Source organism: Allosediminivita pacifica, assembly GCF_003054175.1.
GTDB lineage: Bacteria > Pseudomonadota > Alphaproteobacteria > Rhodobacterales > Rhodobacteraceae > Allosediminivita > Allosediminivita pacifica.
Map to the genome: position 1 here is coordinate 45,730 of NZ_QBKN01000021.1, position 24,336 is coordinate 70,065.

The following is a 24,336-nucleotide window of genomic DNA, read 5'->3' on the forward strand; positions in this document are numbered from 1 at the left end:
CCTTGATGCGTTGCACCAAAGCTATGTCCGCGACCCCGCCGCCGCAACGGGTCGTCAGACCCCGCCGCAGACCGGACAGCCCTCGCGCCGCGTCAGGGTGATCTTGCGGGTCTCGCCCCAGAGCGCGTCATGGATCAACATCTCGCCCCGCAGCGGCTGGCCCGCCCCGGCGATGACCTTCACCGCTTCAGCCGCCATCATCGCGCCCACGATCCCCGGAAGCGGCCCCAGCACGCCCGCCTCGGCACAGCTGGGTGCCAGCCCGGCGGCGGGCGCCTGCGGAAAGAGGCAGGCATAACAGGGCGCCCCATGGGCCGGGTCGAAGACCGAAAGCTGCCCTTCCCACTGGCTCAGCGCGCCCGAGACCAGCGGTATTCCCCTCGCAACGGCGGCACGGTTCACCAGATACCGCGTCTCGAAATTGTCGGTCCCGTCGAGCACGAGGTCATAGTCTGCCAGCAGATCGCCCGCGATCTCCGCGGTCAGCTTCCGCTTGTAGGGCTTCACCGTCACATGCGGGTTGAGCGCCAGCATGGCCTTCTGCGCCGAAAACACCTTGGGCATGTCGATGTCGGCATCGCGGTGGATCACCTGCCGCTGCAGGTTCGTCACGCTCACCACGTCGTCGTCGATCACCCCGATGGTGCCCACGCCCGCCCCGGCCAGGTACAGCAGCGCGGGCGAGCCGAGGCCCCCGGCCCCCACCACCAGCACGCGCGCCTTCTTGAGCCGCGTCTGCCCGGGCCCGCCCAACTCGCGCAGCACGATGTGGCGGGCATAGCGATCCAGCTCTCCCTCGTCGTAGGTCTCGCTACTCTGAACCGGCGCACGTTCAGCCTCCACCGCCTCGGCCCGCCCCTTCACGCGCCGCAGCACCCAGGCGTAGCCGACCCCGAGCGCCACGAAGCCGCCAAGGACCAGCCAAAGCGCCGCGCTGTCCCCCGTGGCGACCCGCAGCGGGTGCCCTTCCGGCAGCACGAGATGCACCATCAACACGCCCACGTAGAGCAACCCGATCATGTAGCCCCGCGCCACGCGCGGTGCGCCCATCAACCGGCCGATCCCCCAGAGCGCCGCAGCCAGCGCCAGCACGAGCAGCATGTCAGACCCCCGTCGAGCCGAACCCGCCCACGCCCCGCGCGGTGGCTCCAAGGTCCGGTGCCAACCGGAAACTGGCCCGAATGACCGGCGCGACAACCATCTGCGCGATCCTGTCGCCGTGCGACACCGTGAACACCTCCTGCCCGGCGTTCATCACGATCACGCCCAAAGGCCCGCGATAATCCGCGTCGATGGTGGCGGGGCTGTTGGGCAGCGTGATCCCGTGCTTCAGCGCCAGCCCGGATCGCGGGCGCAGCTGCACCTCGTAGCCCTCGGGGATCGCCAGCCGCAGCCCCGTGGGCACCAGTGCCCGTTCGCCGGGTGCCAGCGTCACGGAACGCCGGTCGGGAAAACTCGCCCGCAGGTCTGCCCCGGCCGCCCCCCCGGTCTCGTAACTCGGCAGCCCCAGCGTCTCATCGGCACCCTCGTCGAAGCTGAACAGCACCGTCACGTCACTCATCTCGATCTTCCTCATAAGTTCGACCCGCGCCTGAAGGCGGACCCGGAAGCGGGGTGGGTGGGTGGGCGCCCCGGGGCCGCCTTCAGGCGCGGCCCAACGCCGCCGCGATCCGGTCGGCCAGCCGGCGCGCCACCTCCACCTTGCCCGCGCGCGGCCATTCTTCCTGCCCGTCGCCGGAAATCAGCGTCACCGCGTTTTCGGTCCCGCCCATGATCCCCGTGGCGGGCGACACGTCATTGGCCACGATCCAGTCGCAGCGCTTCCGCGCCCGCTTGGCGGTGGCATGGGCAATCACGTCGTCCGTCTCGGCGGCAAAACCCACCAAAAGCGTGGGCCGCCCCGCGCCCATCTGCGAGACTTCCGCCAGGATGTCCGGGTTCTCGGAGAAACGCAGCGCGGGCGCCCCGTCGGGCCCCTTCTTGATCTTCGACGCGCTCGCGCCCTCCACGTGCCAGTCCGCCACGGCGGCGGCAAAGACCCCGGCATCGGCGGGCAGCGCCGCCTTCACCGCATCGCGCATCTCGCGCGCCGTCTCGACCTCAATCACCTCGACGCCCGTCGGCCGCGGCGTCTCGGCCGGGCCGGTGACAAAGACCACCTCGGCGCCCAGATCCCGCAGCGCCGCCGCGATCGCGCTGCCCTGCGCGCCCGACGACCGATTGGCGATGTAGCGCACCGGATCAATCGGCTCGTGCGTCGGCCCAGAGGTCACCACGACCCGCCGCCCGCTCAGCGGCCCCGACGACAGCGCCGCCTCCACCGCCGCGACAATCTCGAAAGGCTCGCTCATGCGCCCGGGCCCGTATTCGCCGCAGGCCATGTCGCCCTCGTTCGGGCCGACCACGCGCACGCCGTCGCCCTGCAGCAGCGCAAGGTTGCGCCGCGTCGCGGGGTTCTCCCACATGCGCACGTTCATGGCCGGCGCGATCATCACCGGCGTGTCCGTGGCCATCAACAGGGTCGAGGGCAGGTCGTCGGCCTGCCCGTTCGCCATCTTCGCCATGAGGTTCGCGGTCACCGGCGCCACCAGCACCAGGTCCGCCACGCGCGACAGCTGGATGTGCCCCATCTCGGATTCGTCGGTGAGATCGAAAAGCTCGGTATAGACCTTCTCTCCGGCCAGCGACGCCACCGTCAGCGGCGTCACGAACTCTCCCGCCGCCGCGGTCATCACGGGCGTCACCGCCGCACCGTCCTTGCGCAGCAACCGGATCAGTTCCGGCACCTTGTAGGCGGCGATTCCCCCGCCGATGATGAGAAGAATGCGCTTCCCCGTGAGCATCACTTGCCGTCCCGATCCCGTGATCCGCCTACGACCTTAACAAGCCGTTAGCAGGCGCACCCTATCCTTTGAGGCTCGGAAAAGGAAAGCACCCGGGGTCGCACAGCCGCCATGCAATTCGTCGACGAGGCCAGCACCAGCGCCGCCTGGGCCATGATCGGCCCGGTCATCGCCGCGCGCCAGGCCGCCGCGGCAGAGCGCGATGTCGAGACCCAGCAGGAACAGGCAAAGCAGCAGGTCGTGACCGAACTCAAGGCCCGCGACCGCGAGGTGCGCACCCACGAACAGGCGCATGCCGCGGTGGGGCGCCCCTTCACCGGCCAGCCGAGCTACACCTACCAGGCCGGCCCCGACGGCGGGCGCTATGCCGTGGGCGGCGAGGTGCCCATCGACGCCAGCCCGATCGAGGGCGATCCCGCCGCCACCATCGCCAAGATGGAAATCGTCAAGGCTGCCGCCCTCGCCCCGGCGGAACCCTCCTCCGCCGACCGCAAGATCGCGGCCCTGGCCGATGCCAACCGCGCAAGGGCGCAGGCCGATCTCGCCGCCGAACGCGCCGCCGAAAGGCACGGCGACAGCAACGCCGTCGACCTGCGCTTCTAGGGGATCAGCCCTCTTCCGTGGCGAAAGCCGCGCAGGGGTCCTCGCGCTCCACCGGGTCGGTGATCTCGACCGCGTCGAACCCACCCTCGGGCGCCCCCGTGGGCGTCTCACCCTGCCCCAGCGAGTGCACCGTCACCTCCGGCGCGACACGGGCCAGCGCCGCCGGCGCGCCCCAGTCCTTGCGGGCATGACCGTTGCCGGTGATGACCACCACCGGCCCGCCGGTGTCCTCGAGTGCCTGCAACGCGGCCTGCGCCAGCCGCGCGTCGCGCAGCCGCTGCACCTCGACCATCATCGGCAGCATCTCGACCGGCAGAGCGTCGCAATGCGCCGCCATCTGCATCTCTTCCCGACTGGCCTGCTGATCTTCGGGCAGCGGCTCGGTCAGACCGTAGCGGGCCGCTTCCTCGCCAAAGACACCCTCGGCCCCGGCCTCCATCGCCCGCCGCGCCAGATCCCGCGGCACCGCGGCCCCGTAAACCGAGGCCTCTGGCGCCGCCGCGAAGATCGGATGATACATCGCGAAGTCCGGCCAGCCGCTGTCGCTCCACACCAGTGCCGCGCCAAGCGCATCGGCGTCCCCGACAAGCGCGGGTGTCACCTTTTCAGCCTGCTCGGGCGTCAGCATCTCGAAGACAAGCGCCACTGGCGCCACCTCGCGGACGATTTCGGCCTGACGGGCGTGATGGTGGGGATTGTCGTGCTGCTCTCCAAGGAACAGCACATCGGCCTCACCAAAAGCGGCCGACGCAATGGCCGGCCACAGGGTAAGCAGGAAGATAAGGCGCCTCATGCGAGGAAGTGTCGCACCTCGCCGCTCTGGTTTTCAAGCGACTTGCGCATCTTCGTGAAGGCCGCCGCCTCGAGCTGCCGGACACGCTCCTTGGACAGGCCCAGCTCCGTGCCGAGCGACTCCAGCGTCCGCCCGTCCTCGCGTAGCTTTCGCTCGCGCACGATGAACCGCTCGCGTTCGTTCAGCGCGCCCATCGCCGACACCAGCCAATCACGTAGCTGCTGCGTGTCATGGCTGTTCTCGACGATCTGGGCGGCCTGATCGCCCTCGTCTTCCAGCGCCTCGATCCACTCGCGACCCTCGTCCTCGGTCGATTGGGTCGCGTTCAGCGAATAATCGGAGCCCGAAAGCCGGCCTTCCATCATCTCCACGTCCGTGAGCGGAACGCCGATCTCGGTGGCGATCATCTGGCGCAGCTGGTGCTTGTCGAGGCTCTCACCAGTCGAGGCCGCCTCGCGTTCCAGCCGGGCCTGAACGCGGCGCATGTTGAAAAACAGTGACTTCTGATTGCTCGTAGACCCGGTCCGCACCATCGACCAGTTGCGCATCACGTAATCCTGGATGCTCGCCTTGATCCACCAGACAGCGTAGGTCGAAAACCGCACGCCCCTGTCGGGGTCGAACTTGTCGGCGGCCTTCATCAGGCCAAGCCCGGCCTCCTGGATAAGATCGTTCATCGGCGCGCCGTAGCGCTTGAACTTGGCGGCCATCGAAATGGCCAGCCGCATGTAGGCGGTGATCAGCCTGTGAAGCGCCTGTTCATCGCGCTCGTCGCGCCAGGCGTATGCCAGCTTCAGTTCGGTTTCAGCGTCCAGCAGTTCAGCCTTCATGGCGCGGCGGGACAGGGTTTGGTCATTGAATGCGTCGAGTGCCATGGTCGCTCCCCAGGTCGGCCGCGGTGCGGCAATCTCTGTTGGCCTTCACCTAGTCTTACGGGCCAAGAACGTTTCTGGATGACTGCAGGTTGCAAAAAAGTTTCCGGGCGATGCGAGCATCCGCAATGTCGGTTCACGATCCGTTAACAGTCGCCTCACATCTCGAAATTTCCCATATCCATCGGCACCAACTAATCTGGGACGGCGTAACCTGCGCAGACGGAAGGAAATCAGGATGACCGGCACGCTCATCATCGGCGATTACGCCCATTCAAGCTGGTCGCTGCGCGGCTGGCTGCTCTTCGAGAAATTCGGCCTGTCCCCCGAAATCAGACTACTGGACTTCAAGGAAAGCAGCGTCGCCGCCCAACTTCAGAAGGTCCGCCCGGCCCGCACCGTCCCGACCTGGATCGCGCCCGAGGGCACGGTGGTTTGGGACAGCCTCGCCATCGCCGAGGAACTGGCCGCCCGTCACCCCGAGGCCGGCCTCTGGCCCGATGCCCCCGGCCTGCGCGCCACCGCACGCAGCCTCGCCGCCGAAATGCACTCCGGATTCACCGCCCTGCGCCAGGCCTGCCCCATGAACCTGCGCGCCGCCTACCAGGGCTTTACTCCCTCGGAGGCCGTCATCGCAGATCTCGTGCGCATCGCCGACCTCTGGTCCTTCGCGCTCGAGGCATCGGGCGGCCCCTGGCTCTGCGGAGAATACTCCGCCGCCGACGCCTTCTTCGCACCGGTCGCCACGCGCGTTGCGACATTCGACCTGCCCCTGCCCACGCCGGCCTATGACTACGTCGCCGCCCACCTGACCGACCCGGCCTTACGCCGATGGCGCGCCATGGGGCTGGTCCGGGGCCAGCACCTGCCATGGTACCACTTCGACCTGCCCGAACGCCCCTGGCCCGGTCCGACACCGCGCCCGGCCCGCCCCGTGGAGGAGGGCACGCCCGAGAACGACGCCTGCCCCTACTCCGGCAAGTCCCCCACCTATCTCATGGAATGCGAGAGCCGCATCTTCGGCTTCTGCAACCCCACATGTCGGGACAAGACCGTGGCCGACCCCGATGCCTGGCCGCAGGTGGCGGGCTGGCTCGACAGCGACCGCGCCGCCTGATCCCACCCGCGTTAACCAACTTCTAACCATGTCTCCCCCACCCTGCCCATCGGGCTCAGGGAAAGGGGTGGCATGGTCTCACACGCCTACACGGTCGCGTTCGAGGGGGTCGAGGCCCGCACGGTCGAGGTGCAATGCGCGCTCTCGCCCGGCACGCCCGCCTTTTCCATCGTGGGCTTGCCCGACAAGGCCGTGTCCGAGGCGCGCGATCGCGTCCGCGCCGCCCTCACCGCGCTCTCCATCGCACTGCCCTCCAAGCGCATCACGGTAAACCTCTCGCCCGCCGACATGCCCAAGGAGGGCTCGCACTTCGACCTGCCCATCGCCATGGCCCTGCTGGCCGCGCTCGAAATCCTGCCGCACGAGGTCGTCGCCCAGACCGTTTCCCTGGGCGAACTCTCCCTCGACGGCTCGCTCGTACCCGTGATCGGCGCCCTGCCCGCCGCCATGACCGCCGCCGCCGAGGGCAAGGTGCTGGTCTGCCCCCGCGCCTCCGGCGCCGAGGCCGCCTGGGTCGAGGCCTGCCCCGTCATCGGCGCGGGCGATCTCATGGAGGCGGTGCGCCATTTCACCGGTCAGGCGGTGATCGAACCGGCCCGCCCCGGCGAGGTGCACGAGGATCCCTCGGGCCGCGACCTGCGCGATGTGAAGGGGCAGGAACGAGCCAAGCGCGCCCTTGAAATAGCCGCCGCCGGGCGCCACCACCTGCTTATGCTGGGCTCGCCGGGCTCGGGCAAGTCGATGCTCGCCGCCCGCATGCCCGGCCTGCTGCCGCCGCTCACCCCGTCCGAAGCGCTGGAAACCTCGATGATCCACTCGCTCGCCGGACTGCTGGACGAGGGCGGCATCTCGCGCACGCGCCCCTTCCGCGAACCGCACCATACGGCCTCCATGCCCGCCATCGTCGGCGGCGGCCGCTCCGCCCGGCCAGGCGAGATCAGCCTCGCCCACAACGGCGTGCTCTTCCTTGACGAACTGCCCGAATTTCCCCGCGCCGTGCTGGAAACCCTGCGCCAGCCCATCGAAAGCGGCACGGTCATGGTGGCCCGCGCCAATGCCCACGTCAGCTACCCCTGCCGTTTCCTGCTGGTGGCCGCCGCAAATCCCTGCCGCTGCGGCCACCTCATGGACGCCTCCCGCGCCTGCAACCGAGCCCCCAATTGCGGTGCCGATTACATGGGCCGCATCTCGGGCCCTCTCATGGACCGCTTCGACCTGCGCCTCGAGGTGCCGCCCGTCGCCTTCACCGATCTCGACCTGCCCCCGGCCGCCGAAGGATCGGCCGAGGTCGCCGCCCGCGTGGCCCTGGCCCGCGACCGGCAAAGCGCGCGCTTCCGCAACGCGCCGACCTGCCGCACCAACGCAGATGCCGAAGGCCGCTTGCTCGAAGAGATCGCGACGCCCGAAGCCGCCGGGAAAGAATTGCTGGCCAAGGCCGCCGACCGCTTCGGCCTCACGGCGCGGGGCTATCACCGGGTGCTGCGCGTGGCCCGCACGCTCGCCGACCTCGAAGGTGTCGACACCGTGCGCCGCGCCGACGTGGCCGAGGCGCTCAGCTACCGCCTGGTTTCGCTGGAACCGGCCTGAGGCATTCCCGCACGAAGACAGCCGCGCGGCGCAGGGTCTGCCGCGCCTCGGGAAACCAGCCCAGGAAATAAGGCCATACGTGCGGCGCCACCGGGTGCACCATGCGCCGGACTTCACTGCCTGCCTGCTCCAGCCGGTCCGCCAGTCGCGCCGCATCATCGCGCAGGATCTCGGTTTGCGACCAGGCGATGAAGACCGGCGGCGGGGTGGGGAAATCCGCCCAAAGCGGCGAGGCGCGGGGATCGGCGGGATCGGCCTCGCCCAGCCAGATCTCCGCCAGCTCCCCGATGCGCCCCACCGGCAGCAGCGCATCGGCCTCAGCGTTCTCGGTCAGGGACGCGCCGCTCAGCGTGAGATCTGTCCAGGGCGAGAAAAGCACCGCGCCCGCAGGCGGTGTGCCCCGCTGGCAAAGCCACGCGAGCAACCCGGCGGCAAGCCCGCCGCCCGCGGAATCCCCGCCGATCACCACGTCTTCGGGCCGGTAGCCCTCGGCCATCAGCCGCTCCCAGGCGGCGCGCGCATCCTCGACCGCCGCCGGAAACCGCGCCTCCTGTGCAAGCCGGTAGTCCGGCGCGCAGACCTCGACCCCGGCCAGCCGCGACAGGCGCCCCAGCATGGCACGGTGCGTGCGCGGGCTGCCCGCCACGTAGCCGCCGCCGTGAAACCAAAGGATAACGCGCCGCGGCGCGCAGGGCCCCTGAGAGAACCAGTGCATCCCTCCGGGCCGCACGACATGGCGCAGGAAGGGCGGCGGCCGAAACAGAAATCGGGCGCCGCGCTCCATGTCGCGCGCCGCCACCTCAGGCGTCGGGGTTCGTGCCAGTCGGGGCCGCGCCGTGTGGCGCAGCAGCATGTTGAAGAAATGGAGCCGCCGGCTCATCCCGTGCGGGCTTCCACCGCCTCCCAGATGCGGGCGGCGACGTTGATCCCGTCGAAGCGCTCGAGTTCCTGGATGCCGGTGGGCGAGGTCACGTTGATCTCGGTCAGGTAGTCCCCGATCACGTCGATGCCAACCAGAACCTGCCCCTTCTCCTTCAGCAGCGGCCCGATCGCCTCACAGATCTCGTGATCGCGCGGGGTCAGGTCCACCTTCTCGGGCCGACCGCCCACGTGCATGTTCGACCGCACCTCGCCCTTCGCGGGCACGCGGTTGATCGCGCCGACCGCCTCGCCGTCGACAAGGATGATGCGCTTGTCGCCCTTGCTCACCGCCGGCAGGTATTTCTGCACGATCAGCGGTTCGCGCGAAAACCCGGTGAACATCTCGTAGAGCGAACTCAGGTTGCCGTCGCCCACGCCCAGCCGGAACACCCCGGCCCCGCCGTTGCCGTAGAGCGGCTTGACGATCATGTCGCCATGGCGCTCGCGGAAGGCGCGCAGCGTGGCAAGGTCCCGCGCGATGGCCGTGGGCGGCGTCAGGTCCGGAAAATCCAGCACCAGCAGCTTCTCGGGGTAATTCCGCACCCAGAAGGGGTCGTTGACCACAAGCGTGCCCGGCGCCAGCCGGTCAAGAAGATGCGTCGTGGTGATATAATGCATGTCGAAGGGCGGATCCTGGCGCAGCCAGACCACGTCGAAATCCGCAAGGTCGGCGTGTTCCCAGTCGCCAAGCGTGACGTGATCGCCCTTCACCCGGCGCAGCTCCATCTTGCGCAGCCGCGCGGTGATGCGACCCTCCTCGTAGGCGAGGTGGTCGGGCGGGTAGTAGTAGATCTCGTGGCCCCGCGCCTGCGCCTCCTCGGCGAGGCGATAGGTGGTGTCGGCGTCGATATCGACGGACTCGATCGGGTCCATCTGAAAGGCGATCTTCATCGCGGGCCTCCCGGTTGCGCGCCATCTACATGGCCCAGCCACCGGGGAGGTTCAATCCCGTCACATCCAGGCGAAGGCATTCTCGCGCAGCTCGACCGAGCCGTGGGCATCGACCAGGGCAAGATCGACGCGGAAATCGGTGAGCGACCCGCGCGGCCCGGCAAAGGCGTATTCCTCCGCGGCGGCAAAGATGCGCCCGACCTGCCGCGTCGTGATGCGAGCAGCCGCGGCTGCGAAACTGCGGCTTTTCTTCACCTCGACAAAGATCAACGCCCCGTCCTTTTCCGCAATCAGGTCGATTTCGCCCGCCCGGCCCCGCCAGCGCCGCCGCAGGACGGTGCAGCCCTGCCGCTCGTATTCGGCAGCCACGCCATCCTCGGCGGCGCAGCCTGCATGGTAACTGGTCAGCCCACGAAGCTGGCGGCCTGCATCCGGCATCACGTCAAACGGCATCCATCCCTCCTCATCCGCAGGCCCGCGTGAGCCCAGTCAAGTCCACCAGAGCCCGGCGGATCCACACGCGCCCTTCAATTCCAGACACGACCGCCCCGAAAGCGCCCCAGGACCGAACCCTAGTCCTCCGCCTCCGAAGCAAGCCGCATGGCAAGCTGGTAGACCTCGCGCTTCGGCCGCCCGAGATCGCGTGACACGCTGGCGGCGGCATCCCTCACGGACATGTCCTCCAGCGCAAGTTTCACCGCCTGTTCTACATCCGTTTCACTAATATTCCCCGAATCCCCCTTCCCGATCAGCAGCACCATCTCGCCCTTCAGGGTTCGCTCCGTGGCGGCCTCGGCCAGTTCGTCCAGCGTCCCGGTCAGCACCTCCTCGAACTTCTTGGTCAGCTCCCGGCAGAGCGCACCGGGTCTCTCGCCGCCCATCACCTCGGCAGCATCGCGCAGCGCCGCCGCCACACGTTTGGGGGATTCGTAGAGCACAAGCGTCGCCGGCACGCCCGCCAGTTCGCCCAGCGCCTTGCGCCGCGCGCCCTTGGCATTGGGCAGGAAGCCCGCAAAAAGGAACCGGTCCGTGGGCAGCCCCGCCACGGTCAGCGCCGTCAGCACCGCCGAGGCGCCGGGCGCGCTGGTCACCGGGTAGCCGGCCTCGCGCGCCGCGCGCACCAGATCGAACCCCGGGTCCGACACCAGCGGCGTGCCCGCCTCCGAGGCATAGACCACCGACTGCCCCGCCTCGAGCGCCGCCAGAAGCCGCGGCCGCGCCCGGTCACCGTTGTGCTCGTGGTAGGCCACCACCTGCCGCTCGCCCAGCGGCACACCGTGAATCTCCATGAGCTTGCGCAGGCTGCGCGTGTCCTCCGCGGCCAGCACATCGGCCCCCCGCAGCAGGTCCAGCGCCCTCAGCGTGATGTCCCGGGCGTTGCCGATCGGCACCGCGACAAGGTGCAGCCCCCGCGGAACCTGCGCGTTTTCACCGATCATCACTGGACCCTTCTCTGTGCTCGTCTATGCTCTCCCGGCATCTCCGGCCCCTCCGGGTGCCTGCAAGACGAGGGAGTTCTACTCACCATGTTCGCCGCTACCGCCCCCTTCCGCAAGGCAGCCGCCCGCGCCATGGCACTTCTTGCCATGGTCTGGCTCGCCGCCTGCGACGCGACCCTGCCCGCCGGGCTCGGAACTGGCCCGCTGGGCAACGACGGCCCCGGCATCCGCCCGGGTGAAACCGTCCAGGTCGCCCTGCTCGTGCCCCAGTCGGACCCGCAGGCCGGGCCCGTCGCCCAGTCGCTCGAGAACGCGGCACGCATGGCCCTGGCCGAAACCGGCGCCGACATCGAGCTGGTCGTCTACGACACAGCCGGCCAGCCCGCCCAGGCCGCCGCCCGCGCCCGCGAAGCGGTGGATGCCGGCGCCAAGATCGTCCTCGGCCCGCTACGCAGCGAGACCTCGAATGCCGTCGCCCGCGCCGTGCCCGAAGTCAATGTCCTGAGCTTCTCGAACACCACTTCGATCGCCGGCGGCAACCTCTTCGTGCTGGGCCGGACCTTCGACAACATCGCCCAGCGCCTCGTGGACTACGGTGTCTCGAACGGCGTGCGCAACATCGCCGTACTGCACACCGCGGACGTGCCCGGCCAGGTCGGCCGCAACGCGATCCAGACCGCCGCCGTCCGCGGCGGCGCCCAAGTCGTCGCCTCCGAGGGTTACGAGCTCAACACCCAGAGCCTGACCGCCGCGCTCGACCGGATCGCTCCCGTCGTCGAAAGCGGCAACGCCGACGGGCTCTTCCTCACCGACGGCTGGGAAGCAGGCCTCGCGCAGGTCTTCCAGATGGCGCCCGAGAATGGCATCTCGCCTGACTCGGTGCAGTACATGGGCCTCACCCGCTGGGACGTGCGCCCTGACGGCTTCAACCTGCCCGGCATCGAGGGGGGCCTCTTCACCATGCCCTCGCGCAGCCAGCAGACCGCCTTCGAGAACCGCTACCGCGAGCGCTACGGCAGCGCGCCCGGGCCGCTCGCCGGCCTCGGCTACGACGGCATCAGCGCCGTGGCGACACTGCTGCAGGACCAGCGCCGTACCTCGCTCTCCGGCAGCGCCCTGACCCGCTCCGCCGGCTTCAACGGTACCGGCGGCCGCTTCCGCCTCATGGCGGACGGCACCAACCAGCGCGCGCTGGCCGTGGCGACCATCCGCAACCGACAGGTGACCATCCTTGACCCTGCCCCAACCGGCTTCGGTGGCGCCGGCTTCTGAGCCGGCGGCCCCCGCCGCTCCGCCGGAGGACCTGATCCTCCCGGCGGAGCAGATCCTCGACATCACCGCCCTGCACGGGCGCATCGACGACGAAATCGACGGCCTGCGCGAGGAACACGCCGTGCGCAGTGCCGTCGTTGCCGCGTTGAAGGACGCCCGCAACAGCGGGCGCGAAACCATCGCGCAGGCGCTCTCCGAGCGCCCCTTCGACGCGCCCGGCGCCTGCCATGCCTACTGCTGGCTCACCGACCGGATCGTGGAGACGGTCTTCGACGTGGCTCGCCACCGCCTGCATCCCAAGCCCAATCCCACCGAATCCGAACGCCTCGCGATCTTCGCCGTGGGCGGCTACGGTCGGGGCGAGATGGCGCCGCATTCCGACGTCGACCTGTTGTTCCTGACGCCCTACAAGATTACCCCCTGGGCCGAGAGTGTCATCGAATCGATGCTCTACATCCTGTGGGACCTCAAGCTTAAGGTCGGCCATGCCTCGCGCACCGTGAAGGACTGCCTCCGCCTCGGCGCCAAGGACTTCACCATCCGCACAGCCATGCTCGAGAACCGCTTCCTCAGCGGCGACGGACGGCTGGCGGAGGAACTCGACACCGCCCTCTGGGACGAGCTTTTCAAGGGCTCCGAAAAGGCCTTCATCACCGCCAAGCTCGACGAACGCGACGCCCGCCACGAAAAGCAGGGCCAGCGCTACATGGTCGAACCCAACGTGAAAGAGGGCAAGGGCGGCCTGCGCGACCTGCAGTCCCTCTTCTGGATCACCAAGTACATCCACCACACCGACGACACCTCGGAGCTCGTCCGCCTCGGCATTTTCCGCCCCGAGGAATACGAGACCTTCGTGCAGGCCGAACGCTTCCTCTGGGCCGTTCGCTGTCACCTGCACCTGGCCGCCGGCCGCGCGGTGGAACAGCTCACCTTCGACATGCAGGTCGAGGTGGCCGAACGCATGGGCTACGCCGACAAGGGCGGGCGTCGCGCGGTCGAGTGGTTCATGCAGGACTACTTCCGCCACGCCACCGCCGTGGGTGACCTGACCCGCATCTTCCTCACCTCGCTCGAGGCGGAACACCGCAAGGACGCACCACTGCTGCTTCGGATGCTCAAGCGCGCGCCCAAGGTGAAGGACGGCTACGCCACCGTGAACAACCGGCTCGCGGTCGCGGACGAGGACTGCTTCCTGTCGGACCCGCTGAACCTGCTGCGCATCTTCGAAGAGGCGCTGCGCACCGGGCTGCTGATCCATTCCGACGCCATGCGTCTGGTCAAGGCCAACCTCTGGCGCATCGATGAGGACATGCGCCGCAACCCCGAGGCCCGCAAGCTCTTTCTCGACCTGCTGCTCAAGCATGGCAATCCCGAACGCGCCCTGCGGCGGATGAACGAACTCGGCGTGCTCTCGGCCTTCATCCCCGAATTCGCGCCGATCGTAGCGATGATGCAGTTCAACATGTACCACCACTACACGGTGGACGAGCACACCATTCAGTGCCTCTGGCACCTGTCCGAGATCGAGAACGGCCACCTGGTCGAGGAACTGCCCGTCGCCTCCACGATCCTCAAGGAGGGCGTGAACCGCAAGGTGCTCTACGTCGCCATGCTGCTGCACGACATCGGCAAGGGCCGGGACGAGGATCACTCCATCGTCGGCGCGCGCATCGCCCGCAAGGTCTGCCCGCGTCTGGGCCTCAACAAGACCGAATGCGCCACCGTGGAATGGCTCGTGCGCTACCACCTGCTTATGTCCGACATGGCCCAGAAGCGCGACATCGCCGACCCGCGCACCGTGCGCGACTTCGCCAAGGCGGTGCAAACCCGCGAACGGCTCGACCTGCTCTGCGTGCTCACCGTCTGCGACATCCGCGGCGTGGGTCCCGGCGTCTGGAACAACTGGAAGGCCGCGCTGCTGCGCGCGCTCTACCGGCAGACCCGCCGCGGGCTCGAGGAAGGGCTCGAGGCGCTCAACCGCGAACGCCGCGGCACCGAGGCCAAGCTCGCCCTGCGCGAACGCCTCTCGGACTGGGATGGCAAGACCGTCCGCACCGAGACCCAGCGCCACTACGAACCCTACTGGCAGGGGCTGCACGTCACCGCGCATGTCGTCTTCGCGCACCTTCTGCGCGACATCGAACCCGACGAGATCAAGATCGACATCCACCCCGACGAGGACCGCGATGCCACCCGCGCCTGCTTCGTCCTGCAGGATCACCCGGGCATCTTCTCGCGGCTCGCGGGCGCCCTGGCGCTGGCCGGGGCCAACGTCGTCGATGCGCGCACCTTCACCACCAAGGACGGCTACGCCACCGCCGCCTTCTGGCTGCAGGATTCCGACGGCTCGCCCTACGACAGCGCCCGCATCCCGCGCCTGCGCGAAACCATCCGCAAGACCCTGCTGGGCGAGGTGGTGGCCGCCGAGGCCATCGCGCCGAAGGAAAAGCTCAAGAAGCGTGAACGCGCCTTCCGCGTACCGACCTCGATCACCTTCGACAACGAGGGGTCCGAGATCTTCACGATCATCGAGGTCGATACCCGCGACCGTCCGGGCCTGCTCTACGACCTGACGCGCACGCTGGCGGGCCTGAACATCTCTATCTCGCTCGCGGTGGTGGCCACCTATGGCGAAAAGGCGGTCGACACCTTCTACGTGAAGGACATGTTCGGCCTGAAGCTCCACTCCGAGGTCAAGCGCCAGCTCGTGGAGCGCAAGCTGCGCCAGGCCGTCGACGAGGGCAGCGAACGCGCCCGCGCATAGGCAGTGCTCCAAGCGGGATCGAGGCCTATGCCCCGGTCCCGCTGCGATCGGACTTGGCAAACTGGATCAGGTCCCAGCGGTTTCCCCATGGGTCGCTCCAGACCACCACACGCCCGTAGGGCTCGTCGCGCGGCTCAGTCTCGAAATGCACGCCCCGCTGTTTCATGCGGGCGAAATCCGCCTCGAAATCCTCGGTCTCCAGAAACAGCCAGACGCGGCCGCCCCCCTGCGCGCCGATGGCCGCCCGCTGTCGGCCCCCCACCGCGCGCGCAAGCAGGATCTCGCTTTCGCCGTCCGGCGGCGCGATGCGCACCCAGCGCTTTCCTCCGCCAAGATCCGTGTCCTCGCGACACTCGAAACCGATGCCCAGGAAAAACGCCAGCGCCTCGTCGTAGTCCGGGACCAGCAGGGAAAAGAGGGCAAGGCGGCGCGGCACGGCGACATCCGGGAAAGTCATGGATCGGAGCCCAAAGCTACCACGCCACGCCCTTGTCGCAAACGGCGGCGGCCGGTCCGTTCTGCGCCAACCGCGCACTTCACGCGCCCCCTTCCTCACCTTCCCGCGATCCTCTACTCCTGCGCCGAAACGCAGCGCCAGGAGCCCGCATCTCATGAAACCCATCCGCCTGATCTCGGGCATCATGACCGTCGGGTTCTGGACGCTGGCCTCGCGCGTGCTTGGGCTGGTGCGCGACGTGGTCATCGCCGCCCTCGTGGGGCCCGGCCCGCTGATGGACGCCTTCGTCGCGGCCTTTCGCCTGCCCAACATGTTCCGCCGCTTCTTCGCCGAGGGCGCCTTCAACGCGGCCTTTGTCCCGATGTTCTCCAAGAAGTTCGAGGCCGAGGACGACCCCATGGGCTTTGCCCGCGATGCCATGGGCGGGCTGCTGTTTGTGCTGCTGATCCTCAGCGCGCTGGCGCTGATCTTCATGCCCGCGCTGGTCTGGGCCACGGCAGGCGGTTTCATCGGCGACGAACGTTTTGATCTGACCGTGGCCTTCGGGCGCATCGCCTTCCCCTACATCCTCTTCATCTCGCTCGCCGCACTCCTCTCGGGCGCGCTGAACGCCGTGGGCCACTTCGCCGCTGCGGCTGCCGCGCCCGTGCTGTTGAACGTGATCGTGGTAACCGCCATGGCTCTCGGCACCACCTTCGGCGCGCCGGTCATCACCTGGCTGATCTGGGCGATCCCCGTGGCCGGCGTGGCGCAGCTTGCGCTTGTCTGGGTGGCCGCCGGTCGCGCCGGGCTGAACATCCGCCCCGGCCGCCCGCGCCTCACCCCCGACATGCGCCGCCTCGTGGCGGTCGCCGTGCCGGCCGCGCTGGCGGGGGGCGTCATGCAGGTCAACCTGCTCGTGGGCCAGCAGGTCGCCAGCCACTTCGACAAGGCGGTGGGCTGGCTCTACGCCGCGGACCGGCTCTACCAGCTCCCCCTGGGCGTCGTGGGCATCGCCGTCGGCATCGTGCTGCTTCCGGACCTGTCGCGCAGGCTCAAGGCCGGCGACACCGCGGGCGGCCGCCACGCCTTTTCCCGCGCGGGCGAGATCAGCCTCGCCCTCACCATCCCTTCGGCGGTCGCGCTCATGGTGATCCCGCTGCCGCTGGTCTCGGTGCTCTTCCAGCGCGGCGCCACCGGCGCCTCGGATGCCTCGGCCATCGCGCTCGCCGTCGCGATCTACGGCCTCGGCCTGCCCGCCTTCGTGCTCCAGAAGGTGCTGCAGCCGCTCTTCTTCGCGCGCGAGGACACCCGCAGCCCCTTCCGCTACGCGGTCTGGTCCATGGTGGTGAACGCCGCCATCGCAATCGGCCTTGCCCCCGTCATCGGCTGGATCGCACCCGCCATCGCCACCACCGCAGCCGGCTGGATCATGGTGCTGCTGCTCGCCCGCGGGGGCCGGGCCATGGGCGAGGTCGCCCGCTTCGACGACCGTTTCCGCGCGCGCATCGGGCGCATCTGCGCCGCTTCGGTTGTCATGGGACTGGCGCTTTGGGGCCTCGAACTCCTGCTCGCGCCCTGGCTTTCCGCCGACTACTGGCGCTACCTTGCCCTCCTTGTCCTGATCTTGGCCGGCATGGCCATCTACGGCCTCGCCGGCCAAGTCCTCGGTGCCTTTAAAATATCCGAATTCCGTGGAGCCTTCCGTCGATCCGCGCGTTAGATAAAAGACATGGAGCGCGCATATTGACCCTCACACCGCTGATCACCGCCGAAGAGGGGTTCCCCGCCCTCGAGCGTCTTGCAGCCTCGGCCACGACCGAGCTGCTGCTGGCCTTCCGGGTCATCGACCCGGATACCAAGCTGCGCGCCCCGGAACTTCGCGAGCAGGGGCTCGACGACTGGTCGGATCTCATCGCGATGTTGGGCGAACGCGGGGTGAGGCTGCGCCTGCTCATTTCCGACTTCGACCCGCTCTTCACCGGCGACCTGCACCGCCAGGCATGGGCCTCTGCCACCCGCTTTGCTGAAAAGACCCCCGGCGACGTTCAGGTGCTCTGCGCGCCCCACGGCCAGAAGGCCGGCAAGCTCTGGCACCTCGCCATGGCTCCGCGCCTCATGCGCGCGCTGAAACGGCTCCGACAAGAAGATCGCTCCAAGCTGACCCCCGTGCAGGAGGAAGCGATCAACAGCAAACCGGTGCTGCGCCCCGTCACCCTGCACCACAAGTTCATCATCGCCGACCGCACCGCCTGCGTCGTCGGCGGGCTCGACATCAACGAACGCCGCTACGACACCAACGAACACGACCAGTCGCCCGAGGAAACATGGCACGACGTGGCCACGCAGGTGGACGATCCCGGCTATTCCGAAGCCCTCACCGGTCACTTCGCCACCTGCTGGAACGCCGCCATCACCTGCGGCGCCGCCTCGCTCGCCAACCGGGCCGACACCTGGGGCGAGGACATGCCGGTGCGCAAGCGGTCGGGCAACCTGCGCCTGCTGCAGACCTACGCCACGCCCTGCAGCGGGGCAGCCCGGCTGGGCCCCATGCCGCGCGCCTCGGACCACGCCGAGGAACTGCCCCGCCTCTTCAGCGAGGCACAGCGCTACATCTACATCGAGACGCAGTTCCTGCGCCACGCACCCCTCGCAGATACACTGTGCGAACTCGGTCGTGCCCGCCCAGATCTGCAGCTCATGATCCTGCTGCCCATGGCCCCCGAGCGGGTGCTCTTCGAGGGCGACCACGGGTTCGATGCGCGCCACGCCCACGGGCTGCAGGTCCGCGCCATCGAGAAGCTGCAAAAGGCCTTCGGCGACAGGCTCGCGGTCGTCTCGCCCGCACAGGACAAGCGCGCGAAAGCGGGCGAGCCGAACCTCAAGGGCGCCGGCCCGATCTACGTGCACGCCAAGGTCAGCATCGTCGACGACAAGGCCGGCGTGATCGGCTCTGCCAACCTCAACGGCCGCTCGCTGCTCTGGGATACCGAGGCCTCGGTGCTCTACCGCGACGAGGAAACCGCAAAGGGCCTCATGGAGCGGCTGGCGGACAAGTGGCTGGTCGGGGCACCCGGCGATCCGCGCAAGGCCCAGACATGGCGCGACCGCGCGCGTGAGAACAGCAACCTCGACCCCGAGGACCGCAAGGGTTTCCTCATGCCCTTCCCGATGGAGCGCGCAAGGCGCTTCTCGCGCCTGCTCACGCCGCTGCCCGACGACATGTTCTAGAGGCCTGCCTGCCTCAGCGGTGCCGCAACCTGTCGCGCAGCCGCGCCCAGCCGCCCGGCACCAGAACGATCGTCAGCGCAAAGCCCACCACGAACCCGCCGATATCGGCGATCCAGTCCGGCCCGCCGCCGAACAGCAGCCCGAAGATCAGCTGCAGCCCCAGCAGCACGCCGATCAGGGTAAAGGCACGCAGTTGCTGCTCGCCCACCTGTCCCAGCCGCAGCCAGAGCATGTAGGTGAAGGCGCCGATCAGCCCGTAGATCGCGGGAAAGGCACCGATCAGCAGGGCCCGGCCCGGCGCCAGGACCCCGAAGATCACCGCGCCGCCCAGGGCCGAGGCCACAAAGACGGCGATGGTGCGCACGTCGCCCAGCGCCTCGCCCACCATCTTGCCCAGCGCCAGCAGCATGACCCCGGCAAAGGCCGCGTGGGTGAAGCTGCCGTGCACGAAGGGATAGCTCACCAGACGCAGAAGATGCTGCGGCCGGAACTGCCCGGTCTCGAACATCCAGCGGAAAAGCTCGGAGGAAAAGCCGTAGCGCTCCAGCGCCGCGAGCCGCCAGCCTACCGCACCGGGGCCGCCGACGACGCCACGCGCACCGAGAGAGAAGACGACCTCCACCCCCACGATCATGAGAAAGAGCGCCACCACCACGGGCGGCAGCGGGTTGATCGGGGCTTCTCCGGGGGTCTGCGCCATGGGGCCTCTCGCTTGACGGCATATGGGGGCATGGGTAAGCCACCTCCACCTGAGTTTCCAGACGGAGTCCGCGTCATGTCCGAGGCCGCCCCCACAGGCTTCACCCCCCGCGTGTTTTCCGGCATCCAGCCCTCGGGCGGGCTGACGCTGGGCAACTACCTCGGCGCGCTCAAGCGTTTTGCCGACAGCCAGAACAGCGGCGTCGAGTCGATCTACTGCATGGTGGACATGCACGCGATCACCGTCTGGCAGGAGCCCGAGAAGCTCAAGCGCGCCACGCGCGAGCTTTGCGCCGGCTTCATCGCCTCGGGCGTCGACCCCGAAAAGAGCGTGCTCTTCAACCAGAGCCAGGTGCCCGAGCACGCGCAGCTGGCGTGGATCTTCAACTGCGTCGCCCGCATGGGCTGGATGAAGCGCATGACCCAGTGGAAGGACAAGGCTGGCAAGAACGCCGAGCAGGCCTCGCTGGGGCTTTTCGCCTATCCCGCGCTCATGGCCGCCGACATCCTGCTCTATCACGCCACCCACGTGCCCGTGGGCGAGGATCAGAAGCAGCACGTGGAGCTCACGCGCGACATCGCGGCAAAGTTCAACCACGACTACGGCGTCGAGTTCTTCCCCATCACCGAGCCGGTGATCGAGGGCGCGGCCACCCGCGTCATGTCGCTGCGCGACGGGTCCAAGAAGATGTCCAAGTCCGACCCCTCGGACATGAGCCGCATCAACATGACCGACGATGCCGACACCATCGCCGCCAAGATCCGCAAGGCCCGCACCGACCCCGAGCCCCTGCCCTCCGAGGCCGCGGGCCTCTCGGACCGGGCCGAGGCGCGCAACCTCGTGAACATCTACGCGGCTCTGTCGGAGCAGAGCGTGGATGCGGTCATGGCAGAGGTGGGCGGCAAGCCGTTCTCGGAATTCAAGCCGATGCTGGCGGAGCTGGCGGTGGCAAAGCTCTCGCCGGTCTCGTCCGAGATGGCGCGGCTGATGGAAGAGCCCGCCGAAATCGACGCGATCCTCAACCGCGGCTCCGAGCGCGCGCGAGAGATCGCCGCGCCGATCCTGGCGAAGACCTACGAGATCGTGGGCATGGTGCGCTGATAGACAGGTTTCGGACCGCCCTGACGGGCAGTCCGATCCGCGCGATGCCCCTGCGGGCCATCGCGTGACTTCCCTAAGTCCCGGTTAACGCGCGAGCCCAACCCTTTGAAATTGCTGGGTCGGAAAAATGTCCCGGCCCGGGACACCCATGGGCAGACCGGCTCAGGGGGGGGCTCTGCCCCCGTCCCTGCGGGACTCCCCCGAGGTATTTCGGGCGAGAAGAAGCCTCAGGCCTGCGTCCGCATCCGCGCGGCGAGCCTCAGGGCGTGGCTCGGGTCCGTGGCCGCGTTGGGCATGACCGGGTCGTAGGCGGCGCGCAGCACGCCCGCGATCTCGGGGTGCAAGACGACGCGCCCGTCCGAAAGCTGCGCCAGCGGCGAGCGGTCGGTGAAGGCCACGTCGGACCAGAGCAGCATGGCCTGCGCCACCTGCCCCAGCACCAGCGTTTCGGCCGGTTGGTGCGACAGGGCCTCGTCCATCCTGAGGAAGGTGAAGCAGGCGCGGATCGCCCCGTCGGCGTCGAAGCGGAACACCCGGTACTGGTTGGCGCCCTCCGCCGAAAGCCGTGCCACCAGCGGGCCGAGGCCCTCGATCAGCCGGTCGAGGTCTGGCACCGAGAGCAGCTCCTCCCAGTCGCGGAAGAAGAAGACCATGGCGTTGGCGCCGAGCTCGGGGTCGGTTTCGGCCATCTTGTGGCCCGCCGTGGCGCAGAGCGCCTCGAAGCCGCCCTTGACGAGGCCGAGCGTGGCATCGTCGACGCCGAAGACCACGGGCACGATGGGCCGGCCCCAGCGGGCGCAGAGGTAGCTGCCGTCGGAGCGCGTGAAGAGCGCGGCGATCGTCTCGGGGTCGGGGGTGTCACTCATGCGCGGCGGGATAGGCCAGCGGCGTGACGGAGACAAGCCGCCTACTTGCCGAAGAGGTCGCTCTGCCCCGGCGGACGCGGCACGGGCAGGCCGAGGTGCGCCCAGGCGCCCTGAGTCAGCATCCGTCCGCGCGGGGTGCGCTGGATCAGGCCCTGCTGCAGCAGGTAGGGTTCCACCACTTCCTCGAGCGCATCGCGGCTTTCCGACAGCGCGGCGGAGAGCGTCTCGATCCCCACGGGACCGCCGGAGTAGCTTTCTGCGATGAGCGCCAGGTAACGCCGGTCGGCGCCGTCGAGGCCGAGGGAATCCACGCCAAGCCGCGTCAGCGCCGCATCGGCGAGTTCGCGGCTGACCACGCCGCCGCCCTCGACCACGGCGAAATCCACCACCCGGCGCAGCAGGCGCCCGGCGATGCGCGGCGTGCCGCGGGCGCGGCGGGCGATCTCGGCGGCGCCGTCGCCCACCATGCGCACGCCCAGCCGCACGGCATTGGCGCTCACGATGGTCTCGAGATCCTCGGTCGAATAGAAGTTCAGCCGCGTCGGGATGCCGAAGCGGTCGCGCAGCGGGGTCGTGAGCAGACCCAGCCGCGTGGTGGCGCCCACCAGCGTGAAAGGCTGCAGCTCGATCCGCACGGTGCGCGCGGCGGGTCCCTCGCCGATCACGAGGTCGAGCTCGTAGTCCTCCATCGCCGGGTAGAGCACCTCTTCCACCGCGGCGTTCATGCGGTGGATCTCGTCGATGAAGAGCACGTCGCGCGGCTCGAGGTTGGTGAGGATCGCGGCGAGATCGCCAGCCTTGGCCAGCACAGGGCCGGATGTCATGCGGAAGCCCACGCCAAGCTCGCGCGCCACGATCTGCGCGAGCGTCGTCTTGCCCAGCCCTGGCGGCCCGTGGAACAGCGTGTGGTCCATCGCCTCGCCGCGCGAGCGGGCGCTTTCGATGAACACGCGCAGGTTGGCGCGCGCCTCGGGCTGGCCGATGAAATCCTGCAGGTGCTGCGGCCGGAGCGCACGGTCGCGGTCCTCGGGCTGCGCCTCGGGGCGGAGTGTGGGGTCGGGATCGCTCATGCCCGGGGGGTGCCGTCACGCATGGGACTGCCCTACCCCGCGGGCGCCAGCAGCCGCAAGGCCGCGCGGATGAGCGTCGCGGTGTCGGCGCCGGGATCGTCGCTGCCCGCCTGCGCCACGGCGCTCGCGGCCTCGCCCGGCGCGTAGCCGAGGTTGGAGAGCGCCGAGAGCGCCTCGGACTGGGCCGAGGCATTGGGCTTGGGGGCGGCCTTCGGCGCGGGTGTCGCGGCGGGTGCGGGGGGCTCGCCAGCCTCCTCGATCACCGGCGCGGGCTCGGGCTGGCCCGCGCCCATGGCCATGACGGCGGGCGCCTTGTCCTTGAGCTCGTTGACCACCCGCTGCGCCGTCTTGGGGCCGATGCCGCGCGCGGCCTTGATGGCATTCCAGTCGCCCAGCGCGATGGCGCGGCTCACCCCGTCGGGGCCGAGCGCGCCGAGGATCGCCAGCGCCGCCTTGGCGCCGATCCCTTGAACCGACAACAGCAGGCGGAACCACTCCTTCTCGACCAACGTGGGAAAGCCGTAGAGCTGAAGCAGGTCCTCGCGCACCATCAGGTCGGTGAAGAGCGCCGCCGCCTCGCCCGGGCCGGGCAGCGCGGCCAGCGTCCGGTCGGAGCAGAAGACCACGTAGCCCACGCCGCGCACGTCGATCAGCAGGTGATCGTCGGACTTGTAGCTCACCAGCCCCGCGACGCGCCCGATCATGCCCGCACCCGCAGCGCCTGCGTGCCCATGTGGCGCGCGTGACAGATGGCGATGGCCAGCGCATCCGCCGCATCCGGCCCCGCAAGCTGAACGCCCGGTAGCTGCATCTTCACCATGTGCGCGATCTGCGTCTTGTCCGCGTGTCCCACGCCCACCACCGTCTTTTTCACCTTGTTGGGGGAATACTCGCCCACGTCGAGCCCGAACTGCGCGGGCACCAGCAGGGCGATCCCCCGCGCCTGGCCGAGCTTCAGCGTCCCCGCGCCGTCGCGGTTGACGAAGGTCTGCTCGCAGGCGGCCATTTCGGGCGCGTACTCGCGGCAGATACGCGTAAGCTGGCCGTGCAGCGACAGCAGGCGCAGCGCCAGTTCATCCTTCCCGTCCGATTCGCAGATCCCGTTGGCCACGTGCCGTATCCGGCTGCCCTCGCAGTCGATCAGCCCCCAGCCGAGATTCCTCAGCCCCGGATCGATGCCCAGAATGCGCATCCCTGCCCCTGTCGTTGTATTTTCGGCACGATTAGCACGAAACGCGAACAAAGACCAAGGTGAAACCTTCGGGGCCCGAAAGCGACTCCGCCTGTCACCCGGCGACAGGCGCGGTCCGAAAACGCCCCTCCGGGCTCGAAAAGCGACACGCTGTCACGCCAATTTTACCGTTCATTTACAATGATTTACGGAACCGGCGAGCCATGCAGGGAGCGCATGGGGCCCATGCACAAAATGCTTATTGCGCGCGCATGATGCTACTTCTATGTGCGCTTTGTGAAAAGCACCCGCCCAGCCCCATAGGAGACGCGAGATGGCATTCTTTGATAACACCCGCACCCCCGCCAACGCCGGCTCCGCCGGCGGGATCGGCAACGTATTCCTGTCCGCATTCGGCTCGCTTGCCGCGTGGAACGACACGCGCCAGACCCGCAAGAGCCTGTCGGCTCTCAGCGACCGCGAACTGGACGACATCGGCCTGAACCGCGCCGACATCGAGAAAGTGGCCCGCCGCTGAGCGCGCCACTGCCCCGGACCGGCCGGGGCGGCATCCAGCCGGCATCAGTGCCCTGCACTGACGGTTCTTCCATCCCCCGAGATTTTCCGACGGCCGGATGCCGAGGGTCGCGCCCCCCACT

23 protein-coding genes and 1 pseudogene are annotated in these 24,336 nt (G+C 68.8%); 9 read left to right on the plus strand and 15 right to left on the minus strand.

Going from position 1 to position 24,336, the window contains the following annotated elements; all coding sequences use genetic code 11:
- Positions 1-54: 54 nt before the first annotated feature.
- The 3 genes from C8N44_RS15840 to coaBC all read right to left on the minus strand — a co-directional run bounded on the left by C8N44_RS15840 (position 55) and on the right by coaBC (position 2,843).
- Positions 55-1,101, minus strand: coding sequence for a HesA/MoeB/ThiF family protein (locus tag C8N44_RS15840; protein WP_107977753.1), 1,047 nt, complete (start codon positions 1,099-1,101; stop codon positions 55-57).
- A 1-nt stretch (position 1,102) separates the two neighbouring features.
- Positions 1,103-1,561, minus strand: a complete 459-nt coding sequence (gene dut, locus C8N44_RS15845; protein WP_244641105.1) for a dUTP diphosphatase — start codon at positions 1,559-1,561, stop codon at positions 1,103-1,105.
- Positions 1,562-1,643: 82 nt separating this feature from the next.
- The gene (gene coaBC / locus C8N44_RS15850) at positions 1,644-2,843 is read right to left on the minus strand and encodes a bifunctional phosphopantothenoylcysteine decarboxylase/phosphopantothenate--cysteine ligase CoaBC (protein ID WP_107977755.1); all 1,200 of its coding nucleotides are present in this window, start codon (positions 2,841-2,843) and stop codon (positions 1,644-1,646) included.
- A gap of 90 nt (positions 2,844-2,933) precedes the next feature.
- Between coaBC and C8N44_RS15855 the strand changes: the two are divergent.
- Positions 2,934-3,446, plus strand: a pseudogene (locus C8N44_RS15855) (putative metalloprotease CJM1_0395 family protein); the annotation flags it as partial.
- 4 nt (positions 3,447-3,450) lie between these two features.
- On the opposite strand, the gene C8N44_RS15860 reads toward C8N44_RS15855, so the two are convergent.
- On the minus strand, positions 3,451-4,239 hold the full coding sequence (locus C8N44_RS15860) for a ChaN family lipoprotein (protein WP_107977757.1): 789 nt from the start codon (positions 4,237-4,239) through the stop codon (positions 3,451-3,453).
- Positions 4,236-5,114 (minus strand): RNA polymerase factor sigma-32, encoded by an 879-nt coding sequence (locus C8N44_RS15865; protein WP_107977758.1) that lies wholly within the window; start codon positions 5,112-5,114, stop codon positions 4,236-4,238. Before C8N44_RS15865 ends, C8N44_RS15860 begins: the two co-directional genes overlap by 4 nt.
- Before the next feature lie 235 nt (positions 5,115-5,349).
- On the opposite strand from C8N44_RS15865, the gene C8N44_RS15870 reads away from it, so the two are divergent.
- Complete coding sequence (locus C8N44_RS15870) at positions 5,350-6,228, plus strand: glutathione S-transferase (RefSeq protein WP_107977759.1); 879 nt, start codon at positions 5,350-5,352, stop codon at positions 6,226-6,228.
- 72 nt (positions 6,229-6,300) lie between these two features.
- Entirely contained in the window at positions 6,301-7,815 is a 1,515-nt protein-coding gene (locus C8N44_RS15875; protein ID WP_107977760.1) for a YifB family Mg chelatase-like AAA ATPase, read from the plus strand.
- Here C8N44_RS15875 and C8N44_RS15880 read toward each other — a convergent pair.
- The 4 genes from C8N44_RS15880 to rsmI all read right to left on the minus strand — a co-directional run bounded on the left by C8N44_RS15880 (position 7,781) and on the right by rsmI (position 11,066).
- Positions 7,781-8,695: an alpha/beta hydrolase gene (locus C8N44_RS15880; protein WP_107977761.1), complete on the minus strand. Its 915-nt coding sequence runs from the start codon at positions 8,693-8,695 to the stop codon at positions 7,781-7,783. The two genes, C8N44_RS15875 and C8N44_RS15880, sit on opposite strands and share 35 nt — an antisense overlap.
- On the minus strand, positions 8,692-9,627 hold the full coding sequence (gene gshB, locus C8N44_RS15885) for a glutathione synthase (protein WP_107977762.1): 936 nt from the start codon (positions 9,625-9,627) through the stop codon (positions 8,692-8,694). The genes C8N44_RS15880 and gshB overlap by 4 nt, the downstream gene beginning before the upstream one ends.
- Positions 9,628-9,687: 60 nt before the next feature.
- Positions 9,688-10,080: a YraN family protein gene (locus tag C8N44_RS15890; RefSeq protein WP_244641106.1), complete on the minus strand. Its 393-nt coding sequence runs from the start codon at positions 10,078-10,080 to the stop codon at positions 9,688-9,690.
- 119 nt (positions 10,081-10,199) lie between these two features.
- On the minus strand, positions 10,200-11,066 hold the full coding sequence (rsmI, locus tag C8N44_RS15895; protein ID WP_107977763.1) for a 16S rRNA (cytidine(1402)-2'-O)-methyltransferase: 867 nt from the start codon (positions 11,064-11,066) through the stop codon (positions 10,200-10,202).
- An 87-nt stretch (positions 11,067-11,153) separates the two neighbouring features.
- On the opposite strand from rsmI, the gene C8N44_RS15900 reads away from it, so the two are divergent.
- Positions 11,154-12,338, plus strand: a complete 1,185-nt coding sequence (locus tag C8N44_RS15900) for a penicillin-binding protein activator (protein ID WP_107977764.1) — start codon at positions 11,154-11,156, stop codon at positions 12,336-12,338.
- Positions 12,298-15,102, plus strand: a complete 2,805-nt coding sequence (locus C8N44_RS15905) for a [protein-PII] uridylyltransferase (protein WP_107977765.1) — start codon at positions 12,298-12,300, stop codon at positions 15,100-15,102. The genes C8N44_RS15900 and C8N44_RS15905 overlap by 41 nt, the downstream gene beginning before the upstream one ends.
- Positions 15,103-15,127: 25 nt before the next feature.
- Here C8N44_RS15905 and C8N44_RS15910 read toward each other — a convergent pair whose 3' ends face one another.
- On the minus strand, positions 15,128-15,559 hold the full coding sequence (locus C8N44_RS15910; protein WP_244641107.1) for a VOC family protein: 432 nt from the start codon (positions 15,557-15,559) through the stop codon (positions 15,128-15,130).
- A 154-nt stretch (positions 15,560-15,713) separates the two neighbouring features.
- On the opposite strand from C8N44_RS15910, the gene murJ reads away from it, so the two are divergent.
- Positions 15,714-17,261, plus strand: a complete 1,548-nt coding sequence (murJ, locus tag C8N44_RS15915; protein WP_107977766.1) for a murein biosynthesis integral membrane protein MurJ — start codon at positions 15,714-15,716, stop codon at positions 17,259-17,261.
- Positions 17,262-17,284: 23 nt separating this feature from the next.
- Complete coding sequence (locus tag C8N44_RS15920; protein WP_107977767.1) at positions 17,285-18,769, plus strand: phospholipase D family protein; 1,485 nt, start codon at positions 17,285-17,287, stop codon at positions 18,767-18,769.
- 13 nt (positions 18,770-18,782) lie between these two features.
- Here the strand turns inward: C8N44_RS15920 and C8N44_RS15925 are convergent, their stop codons facing one another.
- Positions 18,783-19,469, minus strand: a complete 687-nt coding sequence (locus C8N44_RS15925; protein ID WP_107977768.1) for a rhomboid family intramembrane serine protease — start codon at positions 19,467-19,469, stop codon at positions 18,783-18,785.
- 75 nt (positions 19,470-19,544) lie between these two features.
- On the opposite strand from C8N44_RS15925, the gene trpS reads away from it, so the two are divergent.
- On the plus strand, positions 19,545-20,570 hold the full coding sequence (trpS, locus tag C8N44_RS15930) for a tryptophan--tRNA ligase (RefSeq protein ID WP_107977769.1): 1,026 nt from the start codon (positions 19,545-19,547) through the stop codon (positions 20,568-20,570).
- 227 nt (positions 20,571-20,797) lie between these two features.
- On the opposite strand, the gene C8N44_RS15935 is transcribed toward trpS, so the two are convergent.
- The 4 genes from C8N44_RS15935 to ruvC are packed head-to-tail and all read right to left on the minus strand — an operon-like array spanning position 20,798 to position 23,698.
- A complete protein-coding gene (locus tag C8N44_RS15935) occupies positions 20,798-21,436 on the minus strand; it encodes a hypothetical protein (protein ID WP_107977770.1) in 639 nt (212 codons plus the stop codon).
- A gap of 41 nt (positions 21,437-21,477) precedes the next feature.
- On the minus strand, positions 21,478-22,506 hold the full coding sequence (gene ruvB / locus C8N44_RS15940) for a Holliday junction branch migration DNA helicase RuvB (RefSeq protein ID WP_107977771.1): 1,029 nt from the start codon (positions 22,504-22,506) through the stop codon (positions 21,478-21,480).
- Between the two features lie 32 nt (positions 22,507-22,538).
- Positions 22,539-23,210, minus strand: a complete 672-nt coding sequence (ruvA, locus tag C8N44_RS15945) for a Holliday junction branch migration protein RuvA (protein WP_107977772.1) — start codon at positions 23,208-23,210, stop codon at positions 22,539-22,541.
- Positions 23,207-23,698, minus strand: a complete 492-nt coding sequence (gene ruvC, locus C8N44_RS15950) for a crossover junction endodeoxyribonuclease RuvC (RefSeq protein ID WP_107977773.1) — start codon at positions 23,696-23,698, stop codon at positions 23,207-23,209. The genes ruvA and ruvC overlap by 4 nt, the downstream gene beginning before the upstream one ends.
- A gap of 313 nt (positions 23,699-24,011) precedes the next feature.
- On the opposite strand from ruvC, the gene C8N44_RS15955 reads away from it, so the two are divergent.
- Entirely contained in the window at positions 24,012-24,215 is a 204-nt protein-coding gene (locus tag C8N44_RS15955; RefSeq protein ID WP_107977774.1) for a DUF1127 domain-containing protein, read from the plus strand.
- Positions 24,216-24,336 lie beyond the last annotated feature (121 nt).